Below are 15,614 nucleotides of genomic sequence, written 5' to 3'. Positions count from 1 at the left end.
AGCAGCCACTGAAAGTCATTGCACACCTGATCGCACGGCAGCGTTGCGATCAGTGTGAATCGTTTCAGTGGCTACTATAGCGCTCGATCGCGTCGCGATATCCCTCGCGGAAGGTCGGATACGCGAACTCGTAGCCCAGATCGCGCAGCTTTTCGTTCGAACAGCGCTTGCTCGTCAGGATCCGCCGCCGGCCCGCCTCGCTGATATCGTCGTCCGCGAGCCGCTTGGCCTTCGTTTGCTTGGGTGGCCGGTCGACGCCGCACTCCTCGGCCAGCCAGTCCGCGAACGCCCACTTCGATGCCGGCTCGTCGTCGACGACCTGGACGACCTCCCCGCGCGCGAGGTCCTCGGTGAGCAGGTACCGGACCGCGCCGGCGGCGTCGTCGCGGTGGACCATGTTGAGATACCCCTCGGTGACCGGCCCCTCGAGGTAGCGCTCGAGCCGATACCGGCCGGGGCCGTACAGCCCCGCGTAGCGGGCGACGGTCCCCTCGAAGCCGTACTCCGGGGGCGACTCGAGGGCGATCCGTTCGGCCTCGGCCAGCACCTCGGTCTTCTCCGTCGTCGGCTCGAGGGGCGTCTCCTCGTCGACCCAGTCGCCGTCGTGGTCGCCGTGGACCCCCGTCGAGGAGGTGTAGACCAGTCGGTCCGGGGGTGCCTCGCGCTCCCCGAAGGCATCGATCGCAGTCTGTAGCCCCTCGACGTAGACCTCACGAGCGGCCTCGGCACCGCGGCCGCCGCTGCTGGCGGCGAAGACGACGGCGTCGACGTCGGGAACCGCCGAAAGCGCCTCGCGGTCGGTGACGTCGGCTCGAACCGCCTCGAAGCCGGCGTCTTCGATCCGCTCGACGCCCTCGGCCGAGCGGCGAACGCCGATCGGGTCGTGGCCGCGGGCCGCGAGCTGGCGGCCCAGCTCGAGGCCGACGTGTCCACAGCCCAAGATTGCAACCTTCATACCTCGACTCGCGGTCGGTCGCACATAATTTCACCGCTCGAGGGCGGTTTTCTCCCGTCTCCGCGCCGATTCCCGCGAATATTCGATCGGGGACTCGAGGCGCGACCGGCGTCACTCGACGGTGACCGCGACCGCGTGGGGGAGACAGGCGTTTTCGGCGTAGCCGCCCTCGTTCCACGGATACGCGTCGTCGGCGTCCTCGGTCGGACCGGCGATCCGGACGGGCTGGCGGCGACCGCGCTCGTCCGTCGCCCGCGAGACGAGCGTGTAGCTGCCGGGCGCGGGCTCCCAGTCGTAGCGAAACAGCCGCCAGGCGCAGTCGTAGTCCGGGCCGAAGCGCTCGGCCTCGGCCCAGTCCTCGCCGCCGTCGGTCGAGACCTCGACGCTCGTCACCGCGTCGTCGCCCGCCCAGGCGACGCCGACGACCGCGATCGGCCCGTCCTCGCTCGAGACGGTCGCGCCGTCCTCGGGCGCGCCGATCGTCGACTTGACGTTCTGGTCGAAGGTGTAGGGGTGGTCGATCCCGGCCGACTCGAGCTGGTCCCAGGTGTCGAACGTCGAGACCGTCGCGTTCGACTCGGGGTCGACGCCCTCGGGGTGGATGCGATAGGACGACTGCTGCCACTGCGTGTAGTCCTCCCCGTCGCGGTCCGTCCACTCCTCGCCGTGGACCATGGTTTCGGTCACGCGGAGTTCGGTGACCCACTTGACGCTGTTGACGCCGTACCAGCCGGGGACGAGCAGTCGAACCGGGTGCCCGTGTTCGGGGGGCAGCGGCTCCCCGTTTACCTCGTACGCGAGAATGCAGTCCTCGAGTACCTTCCCCATCGGGATCGAGCGGGCGAACCGGTCGTTCTCGCCGTCGACTTCCGGCCGATCGCCGCCGACCGCGGTGAGCCACATGTCGTCGTCGGTCGCCGCGCCGTGGTCGGCGAGGATCGACCGCAACGGGGTCCCGGTCCAGAACGCGGTGCTGACGGCCCCGTATTCCCACTGGACGCTCCCCGTCTCGGGCTCGAAGTAGCCCCGCCCGTTGCCCGCACACTCCATCGTGTGGGCGACGGCGACCGTCGGATACTCCTCCCGGATCGCCGCCATCTCGAGGTCGGCGTCCCGCTCGACCGCGCCGCCGAGTTCGACGGTCCAGTCCTCGGCCGCGGGGTCCAGCGTCTCGTTGCGGTGACAGACGTAGTGTTCCTCGAGCGGCGTCAGCCAGTTCGCGTACGTCCCCCGGTCGGCGGCACCGACCACTCGATACCGGTCCGCGAGGTCAGTGACGGCCTCGGTGCCGGGTTTCCGTGCCAGAATGTCGTCGGTCTCCCGATGCCGGTTCTCGCTGCGCTCCATGTTCGACATGGTGTGTCGACGCCGTCGAGGGCGATAAATCACGGGGCGCGGTATCAATCACCGTTATCGGGGCAGCGCTACGGCGCGCCGTCCGCGATCACGTACTGGACGTGGACGAACTCGTCGAACGACATCGGTGCGCGGCTCTCGATCTTCTGTTGGATCTCCTTGGCATCGAGGTCGATCTCGAGTTCGCTCTCGACGGCGTCGACGTCGAGTACCGCCGTCGACATCCCCAGCAGCAGGTGTTCCAGCGCCATCGTCTTCGTCGTCTCGGGATCGGGCGCGCCCTCGGCCAGCGACTGGATCCGTGCGGCCTCCTCGAGGGTCAGCTCCGGCAGCTCGCCCGCGGCGACCGCCTCGAGGCGCTCCCGCTCGAGGCCGGTTTCGGCGGCCGCTTCGGCGGGGCCACGTTCCGTGACGATCGCCGCGAGGTCGTCCGCGTACTCGGCCCGGAGTTCGGCGGGCGAGTCCGGGACGGTCATCCGCTGTTCGTGGAACATACCGGATCCGACGGGAATGCTCCACAAATGTATTGTGAACTGTGGCGAACGCGCCGTCGAACGCTCCCGTCTCGGGGGTGCCGGTCAAGCGGCTACCCTGGCACGAGTCGAGTATCAGATCACCGGAACGTTCAACAGCCCCCACCCGTATGGGAGCAATATGAAAGTAGCCCTGATCGGGGTCGGTCAGGCCGGTGGGAAGATCACCGAGCGGCTCGCGAGGTTCGACGCGAACATGGACTTCGGAGCCGTCCAGGGTGCCCTGGCCGTCAACTCCGCGAAACCCGACCTCCAGTCCCTCGACGTCGTCGACACGAAGCTGATCGGTGCCGACCGCGTCAACGGCCACGGCGTCGGCGGCGACAACGAACTCGGCACGGAAGTGATGCAGGCCGACATCCAGCAGGTCCTCGGCGCGCTCGACGGCCGCGTGACCTCGAGCGCCGAGGCGATCGTCGTCGTCGCCGGACTGGGCGGCGGGACCGGCAGCGGCGGCGCGCCGGTGTTGGTCCACAACCTCCAGCAGGTCTACGACGTGCCCGTCTACGCGCTGGGCGTGTTGCCCGGGCGCAACGAGGGGGCGCTGTATCAGGCCAACGCCGGCCGCTCGCTGAAGACGCTGCTGCGGGAGGCCGACTCGACGCTGCTGATCGACAACGACGCCTGGCACGAACAGGGCGAGAGCGTCGAGGGGGCCTTCGAGACGATCAACGACCGGATCGCCAAGCGGGTCGGCCTGCTCTTTGCCTCCGGCGAGGCCGTCGAGGGCGTCGGCGAGAGCGTGGTGGACTCGAGCGAGGTCATCAACACCCTCCGCGCGGGCGGGGTCGCGGCGCTGGGTTACGCGACCGAGGTGGCAAGCGAGGACAGCGCCGAGAACATCAACACCGCGATGACCGTCTCCCGGCAGGCGCTGTTGACGGGGACGAGTCTGCCCGACGCGACCACGGCTGACTCCGCGCTGTTGGTCATCGCCGGCCAGCCCGACGCCATCCCGCGCAAGGGCGTCGAGCGCGCCCGGCGCTGGCTCGAGGACGAGACCGGCAGCATGCAGGTCCGGGGCGGGGACTTCCCGCTCGACAGCGACCGGCTGGGGGCGTTGGTGTTACTCGGCGGTGCCGAGCGCTCCGACCGGGTCCAGGCGTTCATGGAACGGGCCCGCGAGGCCAAGGAGGCCCAGGAGGAAGAATCGACAGACCACGCCGAGGAGTTCGCCGACGACCGGCTCGAGAACCTGTTCTGAGACGGTCTCCTGCCGTCAGTATCGGTGCGACCACGACCGCTTTGTGGTTGCACCGGAAATCGGTACACCAAACCGTCTGAACCGTCGGAAGTGATTTTTATCTCGGGTTCACTCTCGGGGGTAATGACCGACGAGTGGACTGCCGGCGTCGTCACCGACGCCGGCGGTGACGACCCGCCGACCGTCGAGGGGTGGCGACCGGTATCGGTGCCCGGCCACCCTGCGGCCGTTGCCGATGCGGACGGCCCGATCGCCTATCGCACGACGGTTCCGGACCCGCGAGACGAAGCGTCCGAACGGGCGCTACTCGAGGTCCGCGGCGCGTACGGCCGCGCCGAGATTTGGGTCAACGGCACGCGACTGGGGACCCAGAACGTCCCCTTCGTCCCGGCCCGCCTCGAGTTCGAGCCCCGCCCGGAGAACGAACTGCTCGTCGTCTGCGAGCCCCCCGACTCGTTCGCGGGGATTCACGCGACCGACGCGGTCCCCGACCGGTTCGACACGCCCGGGATCCGCTGGGGCGTCGCGGTCGAGTCCCGTCCCCGGACGTTCCTGCGAGCGTTCGAGGCCCGTCCGCGACTGGGACCGGTGTCGGCGGGCGACGCGAGCGAGGGGGCCGCGTCGGCCGCAAACGTGGCTCCCGACGGCGCGGGTGCCGCGATCGACGTGACCCTCGAGGTCGACGCGGGCGCGGCCGTCGACGACGCGGTGACGCTGTCGCTGCGGCCCGAGGGCTTTCGCGGCGGCGCGGCCATGGAACGGGTGCCCGTGCGGGCCGAGGCGGGGGAACGGACCACCGTCTCGCGGACGCTCACGATCAGGGAGCCCTCGCTGTGGTGGCCCCGCGAGTACGGCCCGCAGGACCGCTACACCGTCCGGGCGAAACTCGAGGGCGACACCCTCGAGCGGACGGTCGGACTGCGCCGCGTCGAGCGCGACGACGAGGGCCTGCTGGTCAACGGCCGACGGGTTCGGGCCCGCGGGTTCACGCGGCTTCCCGGCGGCGAGCCCCGCGAGGATGTCGACCGGGCCCTCACCGCGAACGCGACGCTGCTCCGGGCGCGCGGCCACGTCCCGCCGCGGTCGTTCTACGAGGCCTGCGACGAGGCCGGAGTGCTGGTCTGGCAGGACCTGCCGGCCTGCGGGGCCGATCTCCCGGTCGAGCGGGGGACCGAACTGGCGACGGCGCTGGCCGAGACGTACGGCGGCCACCCCAGCCTCGCGATGTACGGCGTTCAGGACCGGCCGGCCGATCCGTCCGCGGAGCCGCTTGGGGAGGGCTTGCTCGCGAAACTCGCCGTCCGGTACCGGGCGTGGCGAGCGTCGGCCGACCGGGAACCGGCGGACGAGATCGCCGAGAACCTCCCCGACGAGCTGCCGGTCGTGTCGGTGGCCGGCCCCCCGGGAACCGACCCCGACGCGGCGCATCTCTTCCCCGGCTGGCGATACCTCGCGGCCGCCGACATCGACTGGCTGCTCGAGACCTATCCGTCGCTGGGCGAGGCGGTCGGCCGGTTCGGCGCCGGATCGCTCGCAATCGATGAGGCCGACCCGGCGGAAGTGGCGGGACTCGAGCCGTCCCTGCTCGCCGACGGGGCCGACGCCGCGGACTCACAGCGCGAGCAGGCACGGATCCTGAAAACGGTCGCCGAGACGCTCCGCCGGCGGGAGTGTGGCGTCCTCGCGGCGTCGACGCTTCGCGACCCCGGACCGGGCGGCGGCATGGGCGTTCACACCGTCGACGGGGATCCGAAGCGGGCCGCCGAGGCGATCGCGCAGTCCTACGAGCCGATTCAGGCCGTCCTCGACGGGCCGCCGACGCCGGGGACCGCCGGGATCACGCTCTGTAACGACAGCCACGAGGTCGTCGAGGCGACCGTCGGCTGGCGGGCGGGCGAGGAGACGGCCGCGACGACGGTAGACGTCGACCCCCTCGAGACGACGAGCGCCGGGACCGCCCGGATTCCGCCCGACGCGGATCGGGTCGACCTCGAGGTCGCCGTCGACGGGCGGACGGTCCGTAACCGGTACTATTTATAACTACGTTCGGCTCTCCATGTCACGGCCTAACGGGGCGAGACGAGGCCCCTGCGAACCGTTTTCAGGGGTTGGGGTACCGGTAGCTTTAAATTAGAGGCGACAATAGTACCAGTCACCAGAACGCCACCGGGGCGCGTATCGCTCGACGATCGATGACAGGAAATCTTATTCACCGAGGTTTCGCAGATCGTGAGCAGTCGCTTCGAACGACTGGTTGGCTACTGCCGAACCGATCGCCGAATCGCCGGCGATCGGCTCGGACGGCCGGCCGGTCGGTTTCCCGGTGCGGGTATGGCACAGAGGTTTGACTAACATGGTAGACGAATCGAAGAACATCGAACTGACAGAGGACGACCTAGAAAACAAATCGAAAGGACAGCTCATCAAGATGGCCGGTCAACTGCGAGACCGGCGCAACGAGCTGAACCAGATGGCTTCTGACCGGGCTTCCAAACGCGACGACCTTAACGCGAAGACTCGCGAGAAGGTCGACGAAGCCCAGGAGCATCGCGAGAAACGCGACGAACTCAACGAGCAGGTCCAGGAACACAAGGAAAGCCGCAACGAGCTCAACGCCGAGGCCAACGAACTGTTCGACAAGGTCGAGCAGCTCAAATCGGACATGGAGCTCGACGAGGGCAAGGACCTCGAGGAACTCGAAGAGGAGATCGAAGACCTCGAGTTCAAACAGCAGACCGAGGTCCTCTCGAGCGAGGAAGAGCAGGAACTCATCGAGAAGATCGAGAGCAAGCGCGAGGAGTACGAGGAGCGCAAGCAGAAACTCGATCAGAACGAGGACTTAGAGGAACTCGTCGAGGAAGCCGAGGAAGTGCGATCGGAAGCCTCCCAGCACCACCAGAAGGTCACGGAACTCGCCGACAAGGCTCAGGAACATCACAACCAGATGATCGAGGCTTATCGGGAGGCCGACGACATCCGTGACGAGGCCGACGAGATGCACGAGAAGTTCGTCGAGGCCCAGGAGGCCGCTGACCGCCACCACGAGGACTTCGTCCGCGTCCAGAAGCGCCTGCGCGAACTGGACAAGAAAGAGGAAGAAGAGCGCAAGTCCGAGCGCGACAAGAAGAAAGAGGAGGCCAAAGAGGAGGCCGAGGAGATCTACCAGAAGTTCAAGGAAGGCGAAACCCTCGACACCGAGGACCTGATGAAGCTCCAGAAGACGGGACTGCTCTAAGTCGATTCCGTCTACCCCGCGGTTTTTCTCCCCCGAGTCTTCGGGGTTCTCGAGTCCGTCCAGCGACGGCGCTGGCGGGCCGACAGTCGCTCCGGGATCGGCTCCGGTCGCTCGAGCGCGGCGGGACCGTGACCGTGTCTCAACCGGCCGACTCGTCCCCGTCAGCTCCCGCCTCGTCGGCCGGCGGCTCGTCTCACCCGCGACCGGCCGGTCCGGTGTCCGATCGATAGGAGTGACATACGTGTCCTGTAGCGCCGTCCTAGCGCCTGCTATCCGTTGTCGGCCGCCGGAATCGACGGGTTCGACTCGTGGCGGCCGGTCGCACTGGCGTCTCGGTGCCGGCCGTGGGTAGCCCGCGCCTACAGCCACCGGTCGGAAGCCGGGCCGGTGGTGTCGTCGTCCCGCCGCTGTACCCGATCTATAACAATGGAACCGGCCGTCCTCAGTCGCTGCTCATGCAACGTCACAGGGAGGACGCGAGCGTTCTCGTGCCGGGAATCGCCGCCCCGAGTACGGTCGCCTGTTGCCGCTCGCTTCGACCGCGCGGCGTTCGGACCGTCGTGGGTTCCGAGTCGCGATCGACGCCGGCGGCGACGTCGGCCTATCGCGACGAGTTCGTGGGGCTGCCCGACCCCGAGACCGACCTCGCCGCGTACGGCGACGCGCTCCGTTCGCTCGCCGATCGGACCGATATCGAGACGATCGTCCCGGTCCGCGAGGAAGACGTCTACGTCCTCGCGAACCGCAGGGACGAGTTCGCGACGGACGTCGCGACCCCGTGGCCGGCGTTCGAGACGCTCCGGCGCGTCCAGGACCGGGTCGACCTCTTCGCCGCCGCCGACGCGGCCGGCGTCGCGGCCCCCGAGACCGCCCTTCTCGACGAGTGGGACGACTGGGATCGCGAGACGATCGTCAAACCACGCTACACCGTCGCGGCACCGGCCTATCTCGGCTCGAGCGCGGCACACGCGACGATCGGCTCGACCGAGTACCAGCCTCCGGGAACGGAACCGGACCGGCAGGCCGAGATCGACACGCGAGGCCACGTGCCGCTGGTCCAAGAACGGATCCCGGACTCGCCGGAGTACGGCTTCTTCGCGCTGTACGATCACGGGGACCCGGTCGCGACCTTCCAGCACTGCCAGCGACGAGGCTGGAAGTACTGTGGCGGACCCAGCGCCTACCGGGAATCGGTCTTCATCCCGGAACTCGAGGACGCGGGGCGGGCACTGCTCGACGAACTCGAGTGGCACGGGCTCGCGATGGTGGAGTTCCTGCGGGACCCGTCCGACGGCGAGTTCAAGCTGATGGAGATCAACCCGCGGTTCTGGTCCTCGTTGCCGTTCTCGGTCCGGGCGGGCGCGGACTTTCCCGCCTACTACTGGCAGCTGGCGACCGGCGAGCCGATCACGTCGGAGCCGACCTACGAGGTCGGGATGGGCGGCCATCTGTTGCGGGGCGAACTCAGCTACGTACACAGCGTCGCCACCGAGGAGTATCCGCTGGTCGAGCGGCCCTCGCTCGGGACCGCCGTCCGCGAGGTTGCGACGTCGCTCGTCGCTCACCCACGGTTCGATTACGCCGTCGCCGACGACCCGGTGCCGTTCGTGCAGGACGGCGTCAACCTCGTGCGGACGTGGCTGGGGGATCGGTCGGCGACGGCCGAGACGGGGGACGACGGGACGGAGCCGACCGGCGCGACGCCGACGATCGACCGCCCGGCATCGGAGCCGGCACAGACCGACGGCGGCCCAACCGGACCGCAGTCAGGGAGTTCGGACGACGGGACGCGGTGACCGACACGTTGCCAGCGCGAAACGTCGATGTAACCGTCCCAGACCAGCAACACATCACACTCCGAATTACGGAATTCGTAACTGACTCGAGTTCACAGTAAAATAGATCGCGAAGCGGGAGTCTCAGGAGTCAGTCGTACTCGGAGACGAGTTCGAGCGCCGTACGTCGAACACGTACAGCGTAGTCATGACGAGTAGACCGCCGAAAAAGAACGCAAAAAGGAGTTCGGACCATGTTTCATCGGAAATGAGTACGCCTATCGTCCCGCCGGCTACGACTGCCCATATTGCTTTCAGGATCGTACTCTCCCGTGTATACTCGATAAGAGCGCCGAGAGTTCCGAGCGCGGCCGCGACGAGTAAGTAAGGCAGTGGCGTCACCACTTCGACTACCTGCCCCGTAGCGATCGTATATAGCCCCGTTGCCACCACCCCCGATAAAATCATAATGAACGTAGTTCTTGTCTGTGGTCTGTGGTTTGTCATCTAATTTCAGCCCTGACTTATGGACTAGGGTCGGCGAGTGCGAGATATCCCGGAACGCTCTCTGCTTCCTCGAGATCTTCATGCGAATATTCATGACCTGCTGCAGTACCAATACGAATTTGGGGGGTACCGACTGGACCGTCGCTGGCTTCGTCCCAAAGGCCCACGGTGAATTCGTCCCCGGCCGTATCGAAGTCTATGAGAACGCTCCCAGCGGCCCCACAGACTCCTGCTGCACCCCACCCTGCACCGGGGAGAGCCGCACAGATTACACCCCCAATTGCACCCCCAGCTGCCTGTCCAATATCTTCTCCTGCGACTGCTGCAACTCCGACTTCGTATTTTTTGACGTTAGGAAATGAGTATTCACCGATAGTGTCTCCCCAAGGATCGGTTTCTCGGAGTATTTCGAGATCAGTGTCGACTTGTTGAGTACCAATATTGGTACGGGGGTTCACTTCTATGAGGTGAACCGAAGTACTCTTCTTATCAATTCGGTATCTGTATGTCTCACCTTCAATACTTACGTCCACTATCTTCTGTTGTTCTGTTTCCGAGACCACTTCAACACTACACTCATCGCATTCGTCGTTTGATTGCGCTGCGCCGCTTCCGACTGCGGCGATGCCCAAAGTAAGTCCCGATTCACACGTGCGCAATACCGTTCTTCTTTTTCTCATATTGCGGCCTGAAATACCATGGATGGTAAGTAATCTGTTGGGTGTTATTTTCTACCCTATTAACCGATAGTAACTATTATAAATCCTTTATGACCCTAAATATATGGAAATTGAATCGGTACCGGTTCTTACTATAGTTACTGACTGTACTTCAGTTTGGACCACCAACGCTTAACGGAGCGCACACGCAGCTATCAATATGACTCGAGGTGTCACCGATGGTCAGTAACGGGACCGAGCGACTCCTGACGGTCGCGCTCGGCGGGTTCGCGTCCGCGGCGGTCGCGGTCGCGCTGTTCGTCGTCTATCCGCAGACGCTGACGGACCTGTTCGGCGTGCTGTTCGCGATCGCCGCCGTCCTCGTGGGGCTGCGATTCACGAGCAACATCGCCGGCTCGCTGTACCCGAGCTACGACGTCGCCGAAGTCGCCGTCGAGGGGCCGATCAGCCGCGACGGCGGCGGTGGGCCCCTGCCGACGAGCCCGGGTGCGACGCCGGCCGACGACGTCGTCGACCAGATCGATCGCGCCGACGAGGACGACAGCGTCGACGCGTTGCTGTTGAAGCTGAACACGCCCGGCGGCGAGGTCGTCCCCAGCGACGACATTCGTCTGGCCGCCGAACGCTTCGACGGGCCGACCGTCGCCTACGCGACCGACGTCTGTGCCAGCGGCGGCTACTGGATCGCCAGCGGCTGCGACGAACTCTGGGCCCGCGAGGGGTCGATCGTCGGCTCGATCGGCGTCATCGGCTCCCGGGTCAACGCCAGCGACCTAGCCGAAAAGGTCGGCCTCTCCTACGAGCGCTTCGCCGCCGGCGAGTACAAAGACGCCGGCACGGCGCTCAAAGAGATGGACGAGGACGAACGCGAGTACCTGCAGGGGATCATCGACGACTACTACGACACCTTCGTCGAACGGGTCAGCGACGGCCGCGACTTAGAGCCGGAGTTCATCCGCGACACGGAGGCCCGGATCTACCTCGGGGAGCAGGCCCACGAGCTGGAGTTGGTCGACCACCTCGGTACCCGCCGCGAGATCGAGGCCGAACTGGCCGACCGGCTCGAGACCGACGAGGTCGTCGTCGAGGAATTCGAGCCCGAGCGTCCGCTGATGGCCCGCGTCGGCGCGGGCGCCCAGAAGGTCGCCTACGCTTTCGGAGCCGGCATCGCCGGCCTCGGCGACGGCCGCGGGTTCCGCCTGCGGAGCTAACTGCGCGGGGTCGCCCGCTCGAGTCCCCGTCCCCCGGTCGAGACCGCCACGGGAGCGGTCGAACGAGTAAGTGGTTTTATCGTTGCACAGAATGCATCGGCTACCGTGACAACGCTGGTCGTCTGTCTCGACCGGACCGACGACGTGGGCCGCAAGACCGGCCTGCGCTCGCCGGTCGTCGGCTGGGAGGCAGTTCGCGCGCTCGTGACCGACGTCGGCCTCGCGGATCCGGAGGACTCGGGAGTCAACACCCTGCTCGAGTCGTTGCGGGTCGCCCAGGACTTGCGCGACGAGAACGAGGAGGTCGTCGTCGCGGTCGTCTCGGGGGACCACGAGTCGATGGTGTCGGCCGACCGGGCGGTCGCCGAGCAGCTCGACGACCTCATTGCGGACTACGATCCGGACTCGGCGGTCGTCGTGACCGACAGTGCGGAGGACGAACGGCTGATTCCGATCGTCGAGAGCCGCGTGCAGGTCGATTCGGTCGACCGGGTCGTCGTCCGCCAGGCACGGGACATCGAGTCGACGTACTACCTGCTCAAGCAGTTCCTCGCCGACGAGGAGCTGCGCCAGACGATCCTCGTCCCGATCGGGCTGACACTGCTGGTCTTTCCGCTGCTCGCGACGACCGTCGGGCCGGCGGAGGGCGCGGCCGCGATCACGACCGTCATCGGCCTCTTCCTGCTCTACAAGGGCTTCAACATCGACGAACGCCTGACCAGACTCGCCCGGGGGACCCGCGAGTCGCTGTACTCCGGGCAGGTGTCGGTCGTCACCTACGTCGTCGCGGCCGGGCTGACCTTCGTCGGCCTGTTCGTGGGCGCGCTCGGCGTCTCGGGGCTCGAGGACACCCCCGGCGTGGTGATCCCGGCGACCCGCTTCGCGTTCGACAGCGTCCCGTGGCTGGCGATGGCCGCGTTGACGGCCAGCGCCGGCCGGTTGCTCGACGAAGCGATCAGCGACGAGCCCATCCGCACGTCCTTTCTCAACCTCCCGTTCATCGTCGTCGCGGTGGGGCTGGTCGTCCGCGGGTTCTCCGCGTACTTCCTCGAGCAACAGGGTCAGATGGAGTCGTTTGTCGTCCCGGCCAACGAGTTCCTCATCTTCTCGAACGAGCGGTTCGTGATGGGGGCGGGCGAACGCCTCGCGCTCTACGTCGTCACCGCGATCGTCATTAGCCTCGTCGGCGCACAGATCGCGGCCTCGCTCAGTGGCTCGAGCGGCGAGGACGAACGGAGCGACGGCGGCTCCGATGCGGGTCCACAAGACGGCGCGACGGCCGACGGCGAGTCCGCGGCCGCAACCCCCGATTCCGGCGCGGTCCCGGACCGGAGCGATCCCGAACTCACCGACGGCGGTGCGGCCGCCGGCGCCGACTCGCCCGCCGATCGCGACCGCTGACCGTTCCGACTCGGTATTCATTTACCCGCGCCGGCCGACGACCGACCATGAGCGACGCAGACGGCGCGTGGGTGAGTCTCTTTTCGGGCGGCAAGGACTCCTCGTGGGCGCTGTACCGGGCCCTCGAGGCGGGACTGCCCGTCGACCGGCTCGTGACCGTCCACCCCGCGGGCGACTCGTATATGTATCACGTCCCCGCGACGGAACTGGCGACGCTGGCGGCCGAGAGCATCGGCATCGAACTGATCGACGTCGAGCCCGACGACTTCGCGGCCGACACGGCCGCCGACTCCGGGGTGCAAGGCGACGCCGAACTCGAGCCCCTCGAGGCCGCCCTCGAGGACCTCGACGCCGATCTCCCCGGCGGGATCGCGGGCGTCACCGCCGGTGCCGTCGAGAGCGAGTACCAGACGAGCCGCATTCAGGGGCTGTGCGACCGCCTCGGCTGTGAACTGTTCGCCCCGCTCTGGCAGGAAGACCCCCGCGAACTCGCCGACGCGATGCTCGAGGCCGGCTTCGAGATCGCGATCATCCAGGTCGCGGCCCGCGGGCTGGACGAGTCGTGGCTCGGGCGGACGCTCGACCGCGAGGCCATCGCGGACCTCGAGGCGCTGCACGAGGAGTACGGCGTCCACATCTTGGGTGAGGGCGGCGAGTTCGAGACCTTCGTCGTGGATGGGCCACATATGGATCGGCGGATCGACCTCGAGTACGAGCGCGAGTGGGAGGGGACGCGCGGCCGGTTGCGAATCACGGACGCGACGTTGGAGTAGGAATCGTTCCGCGAGCGAACGGCGTGAGCGAGCGGCTTTTCGGTCCAGAGTGTTGCGCGAGCGGTGAGCGAAGCGAACCCGAGCGGAACAAGGTGGTCCACCCGGTCCGTAGCGGCGGTTCGACGGGGTTCAGCGGGACTTCCGTCGCTTCTACGGACGAGCGGCCTCGAGGACCGCCTCCCGTTCGGCCGGCTCCGTCGCTCGCCACCACGCGATCCGATCGATCTCGAGCGGGCGATACCCCGAGGCGACGGCGAGCCACTCACAGGAGGCGATCGTCCGGCGCGCCGTCGCGGTGTCGATCGGCGACGACTCGCAGTCGTCGTCGACGGCCGACAGCAGTTTTTCGAGGGTCGGATCCGGTCGCGGGGTATCGACCCCCGCCAGTTGTCGCAGGTACTGGAAGGTCCCGGGCCCGACGCCGGCGATCGACCCGATCGGGTCCGACTCGTGGCGGTAGTGATCCGCGGTTTCGGCCCAGTCGATCAGCGCCGCGAGGTCGTCTTCCGCCGGGGAGTCGGCGAGGACGGCCGCGATGTCACAACAGACATCGCGCTTGCGCCGGGCGCCCAGCGCCGCTACGAGGTCGTCGTCCTCGCGTTCGAGGGCGGCGAGGTCCGAAAACGACGCGATCCGCCCGGTCGCGACGAACGCGTCGCGAAATCGCTCGACGGCCGGTTTGATCCCGTGGAGAAAGCCCTGTCCGGTCGCGGCCGCGGCGGCCTCGGCGACGAGCAACAACGGGTCCGAGCCGGTCCAGCGCCGGAACTCGAGGAACTGGGCCGCGAGTTCCGCGGCCGGGACGCCGTCGGCACGGGACTCGAGGGCCGCCCGGGCCGTCTCGTCGACGCACATGTGCGTTGATCACGGGTGACACACGGAACGCCCATAGGTGTATCGCCGATTCCCGCGATCGACGGCCGCCGGGTGCTACTCGCTGCCGTTCGTGATCGTCGTGTGGGCGCCGATGAGCGCCCCCGCGAGATCCAGTTCCTCGAGGGTGGTCCCCCGGTCGATGATCGAGCGGCGGATGTCGCCGTCGCGGACCGTCGCCTCGGGGAAGATGACGGTGTGTTCGAGGTCGGTCCCCTCGAGGGCCACGTCGTCCATGACGTGGACGTTCTCGCCGATCGTGGCGTCTTCCAGCGTCGCGGAGTCGGCGACCAGCGAGTCGCCGTCGAGGTGCCAGGCGACGGCGTCGAGATAGCTCTCGGGCGTACCGATGTCGAACCACGCGCCCTCGAAGGTGTAGGCGTAGGTGGCCTCGCGGTTCTGGAGCCACTGGACGAACCAGCCGGGCTCGTCGGGGTTGTTCCCGTCCTCGAGGTAGGTCGGCAGGAGATCGAGCGACTCCTGGGGAAAGGCGTAGCAGGCGATCGAGACGAGCGTACTCTTCGGGTCGTCGGGTTTCTCCTGAAAGTCGACGACGCGGTCGCCCTCGAGGTCGACCAGGCCGTAGGAGGAGGCCTTCTCGCGGGAGCCGACGTCGTAGGCGGCCAGCGTCGGCGCGTCCCGCGCTTCGAACGCGTCGAGGAAGTCGGCGACGTCGAAGCTGATCAGGTTGTCGCCGGCGATGATCAGCAGGTCGTCGTCGACGTTCTCGCGGTCGATCAGCTGGGCGAGCGCGCCGACGACGCCGAACTTGTCGTCTTCCTCGGTCGTCTCCTCGACCGAGAGCTGGGGTTTGTCGAACTCGCTGTCGGCGAGGTGGGCCTCGAAGTCGGGGGCGAACCGCTCGTTGGTGCTGACGTAGACCTCGTCGATCCGCTCGTCGGCCTCGAGTTCCGCGAAGATGCGATCGACGACAGTCGACTCGCCGATCGGGAGGAACATCTTGGGCCGATGTTTGGTAATCGGCCACATCCGAGTCGCGTACCCGCCTGCAAGGACGACGGCCTTCATAGGGCGGTGTTCTCCTGCGGGGTCTAAGTCAGTTGTCCTTTCATGGGGGGCGGGCAAGCGGCGGCGAGCGGAGAGCAAACAG

General features: G+C 67.2%; 13 protein-coding genes. 7 read left to right on the top strand and 6 right to left on the bottom strand.

Going from position 1 to position 15,614, the window contains the following annotated elements; genetic code table 11:
* Positions 1–64 precede the first annotated feature (64 nt).
* The 3 genes from NP511_RS07265 to NP511_RS07255 all read right to left on the bottom strand — a co-directional run bounded on the left by NP511_RS07265 (position 65) and on the right by NP511_RS07255 (position 2,805).
* A complete protein-coding gene (locus NP511_RS07265) occupies positions 65–955 on the bottom strand; it encodes an SDR family oxidoreductase (RefSeq protein WP_049965007.1) in 891 nt (296 codons plus the stop codon).
* A gap of 111 nt (positions 956–1,066) precedes the next feature.
* Positions 1,067–2,311 carry a sulfite oxidase gene (locus tag NP511_RS07260; protein ID WP_049965006.1) on the bottom strand — a complete coding sequence of 415 codons (1,245 nt, stop codon included), beginning with the start codon at positions 2,309–2,311 and terminating at the stop codon, positions 1,067–1,069.
* 68 nt (positions 2,312–2,379) lie between these two features.
* Positions 2,380–2,805, bottom strand: coding sequence for a DUF5791 family protein (locus NP511_RS07255; protein WP_049965005.1), 426 nt, complete (start codon positions 2,803–2,805; stop codon positions 2,380–2,382).
* A gap of 160 nt (positions 2,806–2,965) precedes the next feature.
* Here NP511_RS07255 and NP511_RS07250 point away from each other — a divergent pair, with 160 nt between their 5' ends.
* From NP511_RS07250 to NP511_RS07235, 4 genes are all read left to right on the top strand, one after another.
* Positions 2,966–4,048 carry a tubulin/FtsZ family protein gene (locus NP511_RS07250; RefSeq protein WP_049965004.1) on the top strand — a complete coding sequence of 361 codons (1,083 nt, stop codon included), beginning with the start codon at positions 2,966–2,968 and terminating at the stop codon, positions 4,046–4,048.
* 123 nt (positions 4,049–4,171) lie between these two features.
* Positions 4,172–6,088, top strand: a complete 1,917-nt coding sequence (locus tag NP511_RS07245) for a glycoside hydrolase family 2 protein (RefSeq protein ID WP_049965003.1) — start codon at positions 4,172–4,174, stop codon at positions 6,086–6,088.
* Positions 6,089–6,401: 313 nt separating this feature from the next.
* Positions 6,402–7,283, top strand: coding sequence for a coiled-coil protein (locus NP511_RS07240; RefSeq protein ID WP_006650092.1), 882 nt, complete (start codon positions 6,402–6,404; stop codon positions 7,281–7,283).
* A gap of 455 nt (positions 7,284–7,738) precedes the next feature.
* Positions 7,739–9,079, top strand: a complete 1,341-nt coding sequence (locus NP511_RS07235; RefSeq protein WP_049965002.1) for a carboxylate--amine ligase — start codon at positions 7,739–7,741, stop codon at positions 9,077–9,079.
* A 503-nt stretch (positions 9,080–9,582) separates the two neighbouring features.
* Here NP511_RS07235 and NP511_RS07230 read toward each other — a convergent pair.
* A complete protein-coding gene (locus NP511_RS07230; protein WP_136396866.1) occupies positions 9,583–10,197 on the bottom strand; it encodes a hypothetical protein in 615 nt (204 codons plus the stop codon).
* A gap of 266 nt (positions 10,198–10,463) precedes the next feature.
* Between NP511_RS07230 and sppA the strand changes: the two genes are divergently transcribed.
* The 3 genes from sppA to NP511_RS07215 all read left to right on the top strand — a co-directional run bounded on the left by sppA (position 10,464) and on the right by NP511_RS07215 (position 13,630).
* Positions 10,464–11,456, top strand: coding sequence for a signal peptide peptidase SppA (gene sppA, locus NP511_RS07225; RefSeq protein ID WP_006650095.1), 993 nt, complete (start codon positions 10,464–10,466; stop codon positions 11,454–11,456).
* A 105-nt stretch (positions 11,457–11,561) separates the two neighbouring features.
* Entirely contained in the window at positions 11,562–12,857 is a 1,296-nt protein-coding gene (locus NP511_RS07220) for a DUF373 family protein (RefSeq protein ID WP_049965001.1), read from the top strand.
* Between the two features lie 47 nt (positions 12,858–12,904).
* Positions 12,905–13,630 (top strand): diphthine--ammonia ligase, encoded by a 726-nt coding sequence (locus tag NP511_RS07215; protein ID WP_049965000.1) that lies wholly within the window; start codon positions 12,905–12,907, stop codon positions 13,628–13,630.
* A 150-nt stretch (positions 13,631–13,780) separates the two neighbouring features.
* Here NP511_RS07215 and NP511_RS07210 read toward each other — a convergent pair whose 3' ends face one another.
* Together NP511_RS07210 and NP511_RS07205 are read right to left on the bottom strand one after the other, a co-directional pair.
* Positions 13,781–14,485: a hypothetical protein gene (locus NP511_RS07210; RefSeq protein WP_049964999.1), complete on the bottom strand. Its 705-nt coding sequence runs from the start codon at positions 14,483–14,485 to the stop codon at positions 13,781–13,783.
* A gap of 75 nt (positions 14,486–14,560) precedes the next feature.
* Positions 14,561–15,532: a nucleotidyltransferase family protein gene (locus NP511_RS07205; RefSeq protein WP_049964998.1), complete on the bottom strand. Its 972-nt coding sequence runs from the start codon at positions 15,530–15,532 to the stop codon at positions 14,561–14,563.
* Positions 15,533–15,614: the final 82 nt, after the last annotated feature.

It is taken from the genome of Natrinema thermotolerans (assembly GCF_031165565.1).
Taxonomy (GTDB): domain Archaea; phylum Halobacteriota; class Halobacteria; order Halobacteriales; family Natrialbaceae; genus Natrinema; species Natrinema thermotolerans.
This window is presented reverse-complemented; position numbering and strand designations above follow the sequence as displayed.

Bases quoted from the DNA above. Each gene is read 5' to 3' on its own strand.
- NP511_RS07265 (WP_049965007.1), bottom strand. From the start codon at position 955: ATGAAGGTTGCAATCTTGGGCTGTGGACACGTCGGCCTCGAGCTGGGC.
- NP511_RS07260 (WP_049965006.1), bottom strand. From the start codon at position 2,311: ATGTCGAACATGGAGCGCAGCGAGAACCGGCATCGGGAGACCGACGAC.
- NP511_RS07255 (WP_049965005.1), bottom strand. From the start codon at position 2,805: ATGTTCCACGAACAGCGGATGACCGTCCCGGACTCGCCCGCCGAACTC.
- NP511_RS07250 (WP_049965004.1), top strand. From the start codon at position 2,966: ATGAAAGTAGCCCTGATCGGGGTCGGTCAGGCCGGTGGGAAGATCACC.
- NP511_RS07245 (WP_049965003.1), top strand. From the start codon at position 4,172: ATGACCGACGAGTGGACTGCCGGCGTCGTCACCGACGCCGGCGGTGAC.
- NP511_RS07240 (WP_006650092.1), top strand. From the start codon at position 6,402: ATGGTAGACGAATCGAAGAACATCGAACTGACAGAGGACGACCTAGAA.
- NP511_RS07235 (WP_049965002.1), top strand. From the start codon at position 7,739: ATGCAACGTCACAGGGAGGACGCGAGCGTTCTCGTGCCGGGAATCGCC.
- sppA (WP_006650095.1), top strand. From the start codon at position 10,464: ATGGTCAGTAACGGGACCGAGCGACTCCTGACGGTCGCGCTCGGCGGG.
- NP511_RS07215 (WP_049965000.1), top strand. From the start codon at position 12,905: ATGAGCGACGCAGACGGCGCGTGGGTGAGTCTCTTTTCGGGCGGCAAG.
- NP511_RS07210 (WP_049964999.1), bottom strand. From the start codon at position 14,485: ATGTGCGTCGACGAGACGGCCCGGGCGGCCCTCGAGTCCCGTGCCGAC.
- NP511_RS07205 (WP_049964998.1), bottom strand. From the start codon at position 15,532: ATGAAGGCCGTCGTCCTTGCAGGCGGGTACGCGACTCGGATGTGGCCG.